General features: G+C 39.5%; 10 protein-coding genes and 1 tRNA gene. 10 read left to right on the top strand and 1 reads right to left on the bottom strand.

Annotation, left to right across the window (positions count from 1 at the left end; translation table 11 throughout):
• From TES5_RS08775 to TES5_RS08725, 10 genes are all read left to right on the top strand, one after another.
• Positions 1 to 226, top strand: a 226-nt coding sequence (locus TES5_RS08775) for a transposase (RefSeq protein ID WP_198143321.1), incomplete at its 5' end; no start/stop codon positions are given.
• A gap of 272 nt (positions 227 to 498) precedes the next feature.
• Positions 499 to 2,517, top strand: coding sequence for a DHH family phosphoesterase (locus TES5_RS08770; RefSeq protein ID WP_068561489.1), 2,019 nt, complete (start codon positions 499 to 501; stop codon positions 2,515 to 2,517).
• A 3-nt stretch (positions 2,518 to 2,520) separates the two neighbouring features.
• Positions 2,521 to 2,970 (top strand): 50S ribosomal protein L9, encoded by a 450-nt coding sequence (gene rplI, locus TES5_RS15205; RefSeq protein WP_068561488.1) that lies wholly within the window; start codon positions 2,521 to 2,523, stop codon positions 2,968 to 2,970.
• A gap of 213 nt (positions 2,971 to 3,183) precedes the next feature.
• The gene (gene dnaB, locus TES5_RS08760) at positions 3,184 to 4,551 is read left to right on the top strand and encodes a replicative DNA helicase (protein WP_068561487.1); all 1,368 of its coding nucleotides are present in this window, start codon (positions 3,184 to 3,186) and stop codon (positions 4,549 to 4,551) included.
• A gap of 119 nt (positions 4,552 to 4,670) precedes the next feature.
• The gene (locus tag TES5_RS08755; protein WP_068561486.1) at positions 4,671 to 5,966 is read left to right on the top strand and encodes an adenylosuccinate synthase; all 1,296 of its coding nucleotides are present in this window, start codon (positions 4,671 to 4,673) and stop codon (positions 5,964 to 5,966) included.
• A 133-nt stretch (positions 5,967 to 6,099) separates the two neighbouring features.
• Positions 6,100 to 6,172: transfer RNA gene (locus TES5_RS08750), tRNA-Lys, on the top strand.
• Positions 6,173 to 7,130: 958 nt separating this feature from the next.
• Positions 7,131 to 8,642 carry a class I SAM-dependent DNA methyltransferase gene (locus TES5_RS08740; RefSeq protein ID WP_068561484.1) on the top strand — a complete coding sequence of 504 codons (1,512 nt, stop codon included), beginning with the start codon at positions 7,131 to 7,133 and terminating at the stop codon, positions 8,640 to 8,642.
• On the top strand, positions 8,632 to 9,894 hold the full coding sequence (locus TES5_RS08735; protein WP_068561483.1) for a restriction endonuclease subunit S: 1,263 nt from the start codon (positions 8,632 to 8,634) through the stop codon (positions 9,892 to 9,894). Before TES5_RS08740 ends, TES5_RS08735 begins: the two co-directional genes overlap by 11 nt.
• Positions 9,895 to 9,896: 2 nt before the next feature.
• The gene (locus TES5_RS08730) at positions 9,897 to 12,995 is read left to right on the top strand and encodes a type I restriction endonuclease subunit R (protein WP_232309337.1); all 3,099 of its coding nucleotides are present in this window, start codon (positions 9,897 to 9,899) and stop codon (positions 12,993 to 12,995) included.
• A gap of 231 nt (positions 12,996 to 13,226) precedes the next feature.
• Complete coding sequence (locus TES5_RS08725) at positions 13,227 to 13,907, top strand: DUF3800 domain-containing protein (protein ID WP_068561481.1); 681 nt, start codon at positions 13,227 to 13,229, stop codon at positions 13,905 to 13,907.
• Positions 13,908 to 14,284: 377 nt separating this feature from the next.
• Here the strand turns inward: TES5_RS08725 and TES5_RS15780 are convergent, their stop codons facing one another.
• A complete protein-coding gene (locus TES5_RS15780) occupies positions 14,285 to 14,425 on the bottom strand; it encodes a hypothetical protein (protein ID WP_369813489.1) in 141 nt (46 codons plus the stop codon).
• Positions 14,426 to 14,511: the final 86 nt, after the last annotated feature.

Genomic DNA, 14,511 nt, shown 5'->3' with positions numbered 1-14,511 from the left:
AGTAGCGCGTAATAGCCACAAATTCAAGCGGCTGTACAAGAAGCGGACTGCGATTGAACGGGTGAATGGGCGTCTTGATCGTGATTTCTTGTTTGAGCAACATACTATACGGGGTGAAAAGAAAATGAACCTTTTCGTAACCATGGCTTTTCTGGTCATGTTGGCATTCGCTAAACGGAATATCCAAAAAAATGAGTTGGGTCATTTGAATGCTTGGGTAGCGTAACCTCTAAAAAATAGAATATCCGTACGTTTCTTTGTCATGCCTTCGTATGAAAAAAACAGAATCCTGCTTATGCCCACACATACTGATCGGTATTAAGAGGCCCATATTCTGCATATTTGCGACTGAAAAAGCCATCGGCTTTGTTTTTTCTCTTTCAATTCTACAAAAAAAGCGAACAGCGTAATTGATTCTGGAAAGGGCATTATAGCTATTATTATTTGAATATGTTAAAATGTACAAGTGCAAATTGTAGGTTCAGTAAAGGAGCTATCATGAAAATAAAGGAAAAGTTAAAAAATCTTCCTCACTTCATAAAGGCTGACAAGATTAAGGTTCCTTTCCTGATTATCGTATTCTTACTGCTTATGATTGTTGTTTTAACTTTCATTGCAGATTGGAAAATCGGAATTGGAATTATGCTCTTATGCGTTGGAATTTTTGGGTTCATCAGTTATTCTTCGGAGTATTTGATTGACGAGACTAATAAATACATATCTGACTTATCTTATCGAATAAAAAAAGGTGAACAAGAGGCTTTAATTAAAATGCCTATTGGGATACTTCTATATAATAAGCAAGAAGAAATCCAATGGATGAACCCATATTTAATAAAGTATTTTGGCAAGAAAGACACATTGGGACGTAAGCTGAACGTGGTCGATGAAGAATTATATCAGCTTTTTAAGGGTTCGCAGGATTATGTGATGCGCCGTGTGAAATGGGGAGATCATTATTTTGATATGATTATTCAAGAGGATATTGGCGTCATTTATTTGATGGACATAACGGAGTATGCCAAAATTGAAGAAAGATACAAAGATGAAAAATTTGTTTTTGGGAATATCATTGTCGACAATTATGATGAGGCTGTCCAATCCATGAATGATCGCAAGCGATCGAATGTAAACAACTATCTGACGAACCAACTCACAAACTGGGCTAATATGAATAATGTTTTTTTGAAACGAGTGGATGATGACCGCTTCATAGCGTTGACCAATATGCGTGCATTGAAGAAAATCGAAGAAAACAATTTTGATATCATAAATCAAATCAGAGAAAGAACCTACAAGCAAAATTTTCCGTTGACATTGAGTATGGGCTTCTCATATGAGAAAACTTTTGAGCAAACCAATTTTAAAGAAGTCGCTAAAATGGCGCAGTCGAATATTGATTTAGCATTGGCAAGAGGTGGCGATCAGGTTGTTGTGAGGGCTGAAGATGAAGATGCCCGTTTCTATGGTGGTAAAACGAATCCGATGGAAAAACGGACTCGCATCCGTGCAAGAATGATCAGCCAGGCTTTGGAAGAACTCATCGTTCATGCTGATAAAGTGATCATCATGGGGCATAGTTATCCTGATATGGACGTCATCGGTTCCTGTTTAGGGATCCGCCGAATCTCTCAGATGAACAATCGGGAGGCTTGGATAGTATTGGATCCGCAGCAATTTTCCAATGATGTGAATCGGATTATGCAGGAGATAGACAAAGATCCTTTGATTGCGAAGCGGATCATTTCGCCTGAGCAGGCAATGGCATTGGTGACTCCGCAAACGCTTATCGTGATGGTTGACGTGCATCGTCCGTCCATGACGCCGGCCCCTGGACTTTTGAATCTGTCCAAAAAAATAGTCGTCTTGGATCATCATAGACGTGGACAAGAATTTCCCAAGGACTCTGTTTTGGTCTATATGGAACCCTATGCGTCATCCACTTCGGAATTGATCGCTGAATTGTTCGAATATCAATCCAATGAGATGGACGCCATCAATAAGATAGAAGCAACTGCTATGCTGGCTGGGATTATTGTCGATACACGTAATTTCAGTTTGAGAACCGGATCCAGAACTTTTGATGCTGCCAGTTATCTGCAGTCGAACGGAGCGGATACCGTTCTGATCCAGAAATCACTGAAAGAGGACTTGGATACCTATCTGTTGCGGAGTCATTTGCTGCAAACGATGGAATTTGTGAACGGTAACCTCGCAATCGTCCATGGAGAAGATGAAAAAATCTATGATACGGTTGTCGCTGCTCAAACGGCCGACACGATGTTGTCGATGGAAGCAGTTGACGCTTCATTTGTCGTTACAAAACGTCAGGACGGCAGAGTTGGAATCAGTGCCAGAAGTCTGGGGCAATATAATGTGCAGACTATCATGGAAAAATTAGGCGGAGGCGGACATTTATCCAATGCAGCCACGCAGATTGAGAATACGACGGTCCATGAAGTCGTTGAGAGATTGAAGGCAGTCATAGATCCAAAAAAAATCAAGGAAGGGGAATAATAAATGAAAGTTGTATTTTTAGAGGACGTTAAAGGTAAAGGAAAAAAAGGAGAAGTCAAAGATATTGCGGATGGCTACGCTAATTTCCTGATAAAAAACCGTAAAGCGGAAGAAGCGAATGCTGCTACGATTTCCGCATTGAAAGGCCAAAAGAAGGCTGAAGAGAAGAAGCAGGCTGAGGAGTTAGCAGCTGCTCAAGAATTAAAGGCACTTCTGGAGAAGGATGAATCAATCATCAAATTGTCCGCGAAAATTGGCGAAGATGGTCGTTTGTTCGGTTCGATAACAACGAAACAGGTTGCTGAAGCATTGCAAAAGCAACATAATGTTAAATTGGATAAGCGAAAAATTGAATTAGACAGTCCTATCCGAGCATTAGGTTTCACGAAAATGCCCGTAAAAATTCATCCGGAAGTCACAGCGCTGTTGACTGTCCAAGTGACTGAAGGATAATAATTTTCCAGATATAAATGGAAGACAGGGATAACCATCTCTGTCTTTTTGCTTGTGTAGAGGTGGATAGATATTGATTCGTAATAGAACAAACGTTCCCTTTCGTTGGTTGTAAAAGACTCCAGTTTACAGTACAATAAGAGAGCGAAAGATGGGTAAGCCAGCAATCGGTTCCTTGTCGAAATGAATAAACCTAAAGGGTGAAAATATAAAATGGAAGAAACACTTCAAGATCGCATACCTCCTCATAGTATAGAAGCAGAGCAATCCGTTCTGGGCTCCATTTTTTTGGATCCTGAAACGGTTGTGAATGTTTTGGAGTACCTTGAAACATCTGATTTTTACCGAAAAAATCATCAGATTATTTTTGACGCGATTTTGCAATTGAACAACCGAAACGAAGCGATAGACGTCGTCACCATCGCGAATGAATTGGACACGAAGAATCAGCTTGAAAATGCTGGGGGGATGGAGTACTTGGCCGAATTGGCGGTTGCCGTGCCTACTTCAGCCAACGTGGAATATTACGCCAAGATAGTAGAAGAGAAATCGATTTTGCGCAATCTAATCCGATCGGCTACAGAAATCGTCCGAAAAGGATATGAAGAGGGTGATGAGCTTGCCGTTATGTTGGACAGCGCCGAACAGAATATTCTTCAGGTATCCGAACGGAGAAATCGCTCCGGTTTCATCCGCATATCGGATGTCGTTTCGGCATCGCTGCAGAACATCGAGTCGCTGGCCCAACAAAGCGATGACGTCACAGGGGTGCCCACCGGATACATCGCCTTGGATAAAATGACGGCGGGTCTTCAGAAAGAAGAATTGATCATCCTGGCAGCTCGTCCGGCGGTCGGTAAGACCGCCTTTGCTCTGAACATCGCACAGAATGTCGCGACCAAGGCGGATCAGGTAGTTGCCATTTTCAGTTTGGAAATGGGGGCGGAGTCGTTGGTCAACCGGATGCTGTGTGCGGAAGGGAACATCGATGCCGGTCACTTGAGGACAGGGCAGCTTTCTGAAGATGAGTGGTCCAACCTGATCATGGCGATGGGGACTTTGGGACAGTCCAAGATTTTTATAGATGATACACCAGGTATACGGATTGCGGAAATAAGGGCAAAAAGTCGTCGCTTGCTGCAGGAACAGGGAAAATTAGGACTTATTGTGATTGACTACTTGCAGCTGATTGAAGGGAACAACCGCGAAAGCCGTCAACAAGAAGTTTCAGACATTTCGCGTCAATTGAAGAAGTTGGCGAAGGAACTGAAAGTACCGGTCATCGCCCTGTCTCAATTGTCCCGTGGCGTGGAGCAAAGGCAAGACAAACGTCCGGTATTGAGCGATATCCGTGAATCAGGATCGATCGAGCAGGATGCCGATATCGTTGCTTTCCTGTACCGCGACGACTATTACGAACGTGAAGGCGGCGAAGAACCGGAACGGGATGAGCAAGAGAATAATGTCGTAGAGGTCATCATCGAAAAAAACCGGAGCGGGGCGCGGGGAACCGTCAAGCTCCTGTTCAAAAAGGAATTTAATAAATTTTCTTCGATGAGCTATATGCCGGAAATTAGTTGATATTTTTGGACAAATTGTTCAGAAATGAGCGCTTTTATCTGATTCTTTATTGAAAGACATAGGTAATATTGGTAAACTAGCATAGTATTATGAATAAATTAGATGAGGTGGAGTAAATAATGACTTCAGTAGTAGTTGTTGGGACTCAATGGGGAGACGAAGGTAAAGGGAAGATTACAGATTTCCTTAGTGAGAATGCAGAAGTAATCGCTAGATATCAAGGCGGGGACAATGCTGGCCACACAATCCAGTTTGATGGCGTTACATACAAATTGCACTTAATTCCATCCGGCATTTTTTATCCAGAAAAAATCAGCGTGATCGGAAACGGCGTAGTAGTGAATCCGAAATCATTGATCAAAGAATTGGCATATTTGAAAGATCACGGCATCAACACGGATAACCTACGTATTTCCGACCGTGCCCACGTCATTTTGCCTTATCATATTCAATTGGATCAGCTTCAAGAGGATTCAAAAGGCGAAAACAAAATCGGTACGACCATCAAAGGTATCGGGCCAGCTTACATGGATAAAGCAGCGCGTGTCGGTATCCGGGTAGCCGATTTGTTGGACAAAGAAATCTTTGAAGAGCGTCTGAAAATCAACTTGGAAGAAAAGAACCGTCAATTCACAAAAATGTTCGATTCTGTAGAAATCAAATTCGAAGATATTTTTGAAGAATATTATCAGTACGGACAAGAAATCAAAAAATATGTGTGTGATACATCGGTTATCTTGAACGATGTATTGGATGCAGGCAAACGTGTCCTATTTGAAGGCGCACAAGGAGTTATGTTGGATATCGACCAAGGTACTTATCCATTCGTTACTTCTTCCAACCCGGTTGCTGGTGGCGTAACCATCGGTAGTGGTGTGGGCCCTACCAAGATCGATAAAGTTGTCGGTGTCTGCAAGGCTTACACTTCCCGTGTCGGCGATGGCCCGTTCCCAACTGAATTGTTCGACGAAGTAGGAAACCAAATCCGCGAAGTTGGCCGCGAATACGGAACAACAACTGGCAGACCGCGCCGTATCGGCTGGTTTGATGCAGTTGTTATGCGTCATTCAAAACGCGTTTCAGGTATCACCAACCTATGCTTGAACTCAATTGATGTTTTGAGCGGCTTGGAAACAGTGAAAATCTGTACCGCCTACAAAAATGCTGAAGGCGAATTGATTTACCACTATCCAGCAAGCTTGAAGGAATTGGCGCAATGCACGCCTGTCTACGAAGAACTTCCAGGCTGGAGCGAAGACATCACTGGTTGCCGTACTTTGGAAGAGCTTCCTGAAAATGCGCGCAACTATGTCCGTCGCGTTCAAGAAACCGTTGGCGTCCGCATCTCCACTTTCTCAGTGGGACCTGACCGCAATCAAACGAATGTATTGGAAAACGTTTGGGCAAGTATCTAATCTAGCGATGAACACAATGAAGAGTCCACCCCGGAGAACCTATCCGGATGTGGACTCTTTTTTTCATAATGTTATTGCATTTTATTGAAAAGGGGAGTAAAATAACATTTGTTACGTGTTCAGTACGTGATAGGGGTAATTAGCTCAGTTGGCAGAGCAGCTGACTCTTAATCAGCGGGTCGGGGGTTCGAGCCCCTCATTACCCATACATCATCATCTTAATAAGTCTTAGAAACGTTGGTAGAGCGCCTTTTCTCCAATGTTTCAAGGCTTATTTTTTTTGCACTGAATATGTAATTGAATATGTAATTCTAAAAATTCACAAATTTAGCAAACCTTTCGGCCGTTTGTTTTCTCACTTTTTCGGTGACTTGGGTATAAATATTCATCGTTGTTTGAATGTCAGAATGTCCGAGCCGTTCTTTCACTTCCTGGATCGGTAGACCAACCTCAAACTATAAGCTGCAATGAGTATGCAGTAACCCATGAACCGTGATAGTTTTCAAATCATGCTTCTTGATGATTTTATTAATCCGATTGGTTACGGTGGCATGCTGCATATACTCATTTTTGTAGGTGGTAAGTACCACTTGTGTAGGAGCCATAGTATTAAAGCCAAGTTTCAAATATTCTTTGCGCCATTCTTTAAGAATTTTCAGGGCAACTTAATCAATGGCAGTCTTGTATTAATACAGAAATAGGCAAAGAAGCGCCCGCCAGGACGTTTTTCGTCATAGTGTGTGAAAGAGAATGGGGAGCCGTAAGAGAGAGGAAAACGTATGGATATCGGCGATAAACAGCATTAGAACCGTGACGGTCTGTGCCGTGGACCTAGGTAACCACCAAACAGGCGCAGTCGTATGATGGCATAAGCCTTTCTGCTGAAGGGAGCGTGGTCCAAATATCTACCTGATGTCGATTTTTTATTATCAGGAACTATGAGAAATGCAGTTAATAAAGGTAACGGGGTAAAAAATGTAGCGTAGCCACTGCAAAATAATCTAATGAGAAATTTTTATTTTTGATAAAGCCTTTTTAAATAATTAAATTTGATATAATATAATTAAATTTTTGACGTTAAAAGTATTTCCAATGGAGAAAAACAATTCATTTAATAATACATAACAAAATGTTACTAAAAGAAGAGGAAAAGGTGGTCATTAGATGGCAAGTGCAGCTTTGGGAATTGAAGAAAAATTATGGTTAATGGCGGATAAACTTCGTGGAAGTATGGATTCATCCGAGTATAAAAATGTAGTGTTGGGGTTGCTATTCTTGAAGTACATTTCAGATGCCTTTGAAGAAAAACACACAGAACTTTTACAGGATGAATATGCTGATGAAGAGGATCGCGATGAATACTTGGCGGATAATATCTTTTGGGTACCGAAAGAAGCCAGATGGGGATATATAAACCGAAATTCTAAAAAGCCTGAAATCGGACAAATCATCGATCATGCTATGATTTCGATCGAAAAGGAAAATCCATCTTTAAAGAATGTTTTGCCTAAAACTTTTTCAAGATATGATTTAGATAAAACACGTTTAGGTGAGTTAATCGATCAATTTACTTTCAAAGTTGGGGACACAACAAGCCAAGAACAAGACATCTTAGGGCGTGTCTATGAATACTTTCTGAGTAAATTTGCTAGCGCAGAAGGCAAAGGCGGTGGGGAATTTTATACACCGCGCAATGTTGTTCAGTTGTTGGTAGAAATGTTGGAACCATATAGTGGCCGCGTATATGACCCTTGTTGTGGATCCGGAGGTATGTTTGTTCAATCAGAAAAATTTGTGGAAGAACATCAAGGGAATATCGGTAATCTATCGATTTATGGTCAAGAATCCAATCCTACTACTTGGAAACTAGCAAAGATGAACTTAGCTATTCGTGGCATAGACGGCGATTTAGGCCCAAATAACGGAGATACTTTCCATAATGACCTACACAACGGTCTGAAAGCAGACTACATACTTGCAAATCCACCTTTTAACATAAAAGACTGGGGTGGAGAGCGTTTAACTGACGATAAGCGTTGGAAATATGGTGTGCCACCGATAGGTAACGCAAACTATGCTTGGATTCAACATATGGTTTCGAAATTAGCTCCTTCAGGTACCGCTGGGTTTGTTTTAGCTAATGGATCTATGTCTACCAATACATCGGCTGAGTTGGAAATCCGTAAGAATTTAATCGAAGATGATGTTGTGGAATGCATTGTAACTTTACCTGGACAATTATTTTATTCGACTCAAATTCCTGTATGTCTATGGTTTGTGACAAAACATAAAGAACGCCACAATCGTAAAGGTGAAATACTATTTATAGACGCCCGTAAAAAAGGAACTATGGTTGATCGTACCCACAAAGAATTATCTATAGCGGATATTCAGGAAATTTCGTCTGTTTTTCATGCGTGGAGAAGAACGAACGATGCACCATATGAGGATATTCTGGGTTTCTGTAAGACTGCTACTTTAGACGAAGTACAAAAGCAAGATTATACCTTAACGCCGGGACGCTATGTCGGACTAGAGGACCTTGAGGATGATGGTATTCCATTCGAAGAAAAGATGGAAAATATGACAGTGGGACTAGCGGAACTCTTTGCAAAATCTCGAACCCTAGAAGAGGAAATAAGGAATAATCTAGGGGGGATTGGGTATGAGTTTTAGTGATTGGAAAGAAGTAACTCTTGGTGATTATATTAACGTAAAACATGGGTATGCGTTTAAAGGTGAATTTTTCTCGGAAATAGAAACTGAAAATGTTTTAGTTACACCAGGAAACTTTCAAATTGGTGGTGGATTTAAAGAAGACAAGTTAAAGTACTACAACGGTGAATATCCCAATGAATATGTACTCAAACCCAATGATGTTATTGTTACTATGACAGATTTGAGCAAAGCGGGTGATACATTAGGTTATTCGGCTTTAGTACCTTACAAAGAGAAGAGACGATATCTCCATAATCAGCGAATAGGATTAGTTGAATTTTTAAGTGAAGAAATATTCCCGTTATTTTTATATTGGCGACTTAGAAATAAGGACTACCAAAATTATATTGTGGGTAGTGCGTCAGGTACAACCGTCAAGCACACTTCTCCTAAAACTATAAAGAGTTTCACATTGAATTTACCACCATTGAGAGAACAAAAAGTCATTGCTGCTACACTTTCGTGTATTGATAATAAAATTGAAGTAAACAACAAAATCAAAGAAAAACTTGAAAACATGGCACTGGAAATTTTCAAACACTGGTTTATAGATTTTGAATTCTCAAATGAGAATGGTAATCCATACAAATCAAGTGATGGCAAAATGGTTGAGAGTGAATTAGGAGATATACCTGAAGGATGGGGAATTTGTAATTTAGAGGATATTGCCGAGGTAGTAATGGGACAATCTCCAAAGAGTGATACATATAATAATGATAATATTGGCCTACCATTAATTAATGGAGCAAGCGACTTTAAAAAAGGGAATATCAACCCGCTAAAATATACTTCAAATCCAAAAAAGAAATCTCAGCGAGGAGATTATGTTTTTGGTGTCAGAGCAACTGTTGGAAATGTGACGTATGTTGATAAAGAATATGCACTTGGGCGAGGCGTTGGAATTGCTAGAAGTAAAATGAAATCGCTAAATGAATTCTTATACTTCGTGTTAGTCAAAGGAATAAATTATTTGGAGTCCACTGCAACGGGGAGTGTCTATATTAATTTATCAAAAGATGATTTTAGATTTATGAAAGTAATATCCCCTCCAGATAGGTTAATAAATGATTTTCATAGAATTACGATAAATATTTTTGAAGAAATCAATTTAAAGCATCAGGAAAATTTATATTTGCAAGAACTACGGGATACCTTACTACCAAAACTACTTTCAGGAGAAATCGAATTACCCACTTATGAGGAGGTATGACATTGAATGAGTACAGCTTTTTAGAAGATGACCTAGAACAAGCTTCTTTAGAATGGTTAGAAGAAATTGGCTATGAAGTTCATAATGGCTCCGAACTTGTTTCGGATGGAGTGAACAGTGAGCGGGAAGATTTCGGTGAAGTGGTTTTAAAGAATCGTTTGAAATTTGCTTTAAAACGCATTAATGATGTTTCTGAAGAGATCATTGAAGAGGCAGTTCGGAAGATTATGATTCCCCAGAATCCGCAAACGCTTGTCAATAACCGTGCCTTCCACAAGATGGTAACTGATGGTGTGGACATTGCGACTAGGGAAGATAATCGCAATGTAACTAAGAAAGTGTGGTTATTTGACTTTGAGCATCCGCAGAACAACGAATTTTTAGCGGTGAACCAATTCACAGTGATTGAGGGTAAGGAAAATAAGCGTCCAGATGTCATTTTGTTCATCAACGGCCTTCCTCTGGTCATTTTTGAATTGAAGAGTTCTTCAAATGAAAAAGTTGGGACCACTGAGGCTTATAATCAATTCCAGACCTATAAACAAGCGATTCCTGGCTTATTTAACTTCAATGAAGTCTTGATTATTTCGGATGGCTGGAATGCTAAGGCAGGGACTATTTCATCCAATGAAGAGCGTTTCATGACTTGGCGAACAACGGATGGCGCAGCTGAAGCAAAGACGGCCCAAGCGCAACTTGAAGTATTAATTAAAGGCATGTGCAGACCAGATGTTATCTTGGACCTGATACGCGATTTTATTTTATTCAAAGATGATGGAGAACACATTATCAAGATTCTAGCCGCCTATCACCAATATTATGCGGTGAAAAAAGCGGTAGATGAAACCAAGCGCGCGGTTGCGATGAACGGAGATCAAAAAATTGGGGTTGTTTGGCATACACAGGGATCAGGGAAAAGTCTCTCTATGGTTTTCTATGCCGGAGAACTGATCCAGGCGCTAGATAATCCAACGATTGTAGTGGTGACGGACCGCAATGACTTGGATGAGCAATTGTTCGCGACATTTGGACAATCAAGAGATATATTGAGGCAAACGCCAAAAAAGGCGGAGAGTAGGAGCGAGTTGCGCAGCTTATTGAGTGTGCAATCAGGTGGTGTCGTCTTTACGACGATGCAGAAATTTAATCCCGAAGAAAATGAAGGTCAGATGCCAGCATTAACGGAGCGTCGTAATGTAATCGTTATAGCGGATGAGGCGCATCGTTCCCAATATGGCTTCTCTGGACAAATTAATTATGACAACGACGAAAGTAACATAAATTATGGTTATGCCAAACATTTAAGAGATGCTTTGCCAAATGCCTCTTATATCGGATTTACGGGTACGCCGATTGCGAGTGCCGATAAAAATACACAGGCCGTTTTTGGGCATTATATCGACGTTTACGATATGACCCAAGCCGTTAAGGACGGCGCAACGGTAAAAATTTATTATGAAAGTCGAATTATTCCACTTAATCTTCCGGAAGGAGTTCAAGTGGATCATATTGTAGAAGATATCATTGAAGAACAGGATGCCGATTACCAAACAAAAACGAAGCAAAAATGGAGCCGCCTGGAAGCAGTAACAGGTGCACAAAGTCGATTAAAGACATTTGCTCAGGATTTTATTGAACACTTTGAAACACGACAAGAAGCGATGTTCGGGAAGTCGATAATTGTGGTTATGTCACGCCGAATTGCTATTGAACTATATAAAGAGATAATTGCATTACGGCCCGAATGGCATTCGGATGATGACAATAAAGGTGTTATAAAAATTGTCGTGACCGGGTCTTCAAGCGATGAATTGGAGTGGCAACCATATATCGGCAATAAAAGCCGAAGAGAAAACTTGGCAAAACGTATGAAAGACAATGAGGACCCTTTAAAAGTCGTTATCGTCCGCGATATGTGGCTGACAGGCTTTGATGTGCCAGCCTTGAATACGATGTACATAGATAAACCGATGAAAGGTCATAATCTGATGCAAGCAATCGCTCGTGTAAACCGTGTTTTCAAAGATAAGCCGGGTGGATTGATTGTCGATTACATCGGTATCGCTGAGAGCTTAAAAGAGGCCTTGCAAGAATATACAACAGATGACCGCAAACAAGCAGGTATCGATACCCAAGTGGCCGTTGACCTGATGTTAGAGAAGTATGATTTGATTCAAGAGATGCTGTATAAACACAACTATTCTGATTTCCAAGCCGAGAAACAGTCCATGCGTTTCAAAGTATTGAATGAAACCGTTGACTTTATTTTGGAATTAGGCAAAGAAGAACGCAAGCGCTTCTTGGATTTAGTGACGGAATTATCCAAAGCTTACGCTCTTTGTGCAATGGAAGAAGAAGCGAAAGAATTAAATGCTGAAATTGGTTTCCTTAAAGCCGTAAAAGCTGGGTTAATAAAGATTGTAAGCCCAGGGGATAAGCCGAAACTATCCCAAAAAGAAGTGGACAGTCGCATTCAACAAATGTTATCGAAATCGATTATTTCCGAAGGTGTAGTGGACATATATGAATCATTAGGCCTGGAAAATCCTGATATCTCTATCCTTTCCGATGAATTTTTGGCGGATGTTAGAGCTTTACCGCAAAAGAATATCGCAGTGCTATTATTGGAACGTTTGTTGAAAGGTAAGGTAAAGTCCGTTCAAAGAATGAACGTTGTCCAAGCTAAGAAATACTCAGAGATGCTGAAAAATTCCATTGATAAGTATAATAAACGCAGCATCCAAACTTCCAAAGTTATTGAAGAACTGATTGAAATCGCCAAAGAGATGCGTAAAGCGGCAGAGCGCGGAGAGGACTTAGGACTTAGCCAAGATGAAGTTGCCTTTTATGATGCACTTGCGGATCACATGACTGCTAAAGAGGTACTCGGGGATGAAACACTTCGTGCCATTGCGCATGAACTTACAAAAGTAATCAAGGAAAATATGACGATTGACTGGAATCGAAAAGAGTCTGCCAGAGCAAAAATGCGGATTACTGTGAGAAGATTGCTAAGGGAATACGGTTATCCACCAGACTTAGCAAAAATGGCTGTGGAGACAGTTGTGAGGCAGGCTGAGTTGATGGCGGGGAATATTTAGTAGTATAAAATAGGGAATATCAATCAAAAAATATAGAAACTCAATTTAATATCAATGTGAAATTGAGTTTAAATGAAAACAAATTATACTTGATTAGCTGGAAAGACTTTTGTAAACCATCTTGAAAGTCTAGGTCGTTTTATAATATGTGTGCAAAATTTTAGTAAGAAATAGAGATTATCTTTTTATAAAAAATAAGGAATCTCTATAAAATAGAAAGGAGTTATTCCTATGATTGAAGTATATTGTGATGAAAGTCGGGCTGAAACAATTTATGGAGATGAATCTACTGACCGATATATGGTAATTGGTGGATTATGGATTCCGCATGAAAAAAGAAAAAAGGTGAAAAATAAAATAAATTATTTGAAAAAGAAATATGATATTAATCACGAAGTAAAATGGAAGACAGTTAGTGCATCTAAATTACCATTTTATGTAGAATTAGTAGATTTCTTTTTAGAAAGTAAATACATCAGATTTAGATGTATCGTTGTGGATTCACATAAAGTAAATATGAAATTATATCATAATTCTGATGCGGAATTAGGGTTCTATAAATTTTACTATTTACTTTTACAAAAATGGTGTGAAGGTAATGAAACATATAGAATTTATCTCGATTATAAGCAAAATAAATTAGGAGATAGATTAAGTGTTTTAAACAAAATATTAAATAATGCATCACTTAGTTATGTGGAAGATGTAATAGCTTTAAACTCGGAGGAATCCGTATTTATACAGTTAGCAGATATTCTAATTGGTGCTGTAGGATATAAATTTAATGGATATGATTCTGAGAATGCTAAAAAAGTCATAATTAATCAAATTGAGGATTTTTTAGAAGACCCAATACAACCTACTCCAAGTTCAGAAAGAAAATTCAATGTTTTTAAAATAATATTAAGGTGAATGCTTATGTATAATAATTTAATTGAGTTTAGTACAGTGCAGGAATATAAAAATTATTTTATGAATGAGTATTGTGTATCTGGAGTAGTTACGCATCAAGACATTCAAGTTAATTTTTATCCTGATACTTTTGAGCATGCTTTCTACAAAAGCAGGAACAGAAAAAGAGCTGATAAAAGTATTTTTGATCATGAGAGGGCGAGAAGAATAGGTTGGATAAAAGATGTGTTAATAGATGCGACAATTCCAATCTATGTTGGATGGGATAGCAAAAGAAAAAGATATGATTCATCAAATAAAGTTTCATTAATAACTACTGATGGTTATGTAGTTGTAATTAGGTTAATTAATGACACAAGGGCAAAATTTGTAACAGCTTATTTAATAGATAATGGAGATGTACTTGATAAAATATGCTCAAGTCCATGTATATATGAACCAAGCATAGAACCAAGCGTAGAACCAAGCATAGAACCAAGCGTAGAACCAAGCATAGAACCAAGCGTAGAACCAAGCATAGAACCAAGCGTAGAACCAAGCGTAGAACCAAGCATAGAACCACGCATAGAACTCAGCGTAGAACTAAGCATAGAACTCAGCGTAG

Source organism: Trichococcus sp. ES5 (genome assembly GCF_900067165.1).
GTDB classification, from domain to species: Bacteria; Bacillota; Bacilli; order Lactobacillales; family Aerococcaceae; genus Trichococcus; species Trichococcus flocculiformis.
Note: the sequence above shows the minus strand (reverse complement) of the source record. Positions and strands in the feature narration are given on the sequence as shown.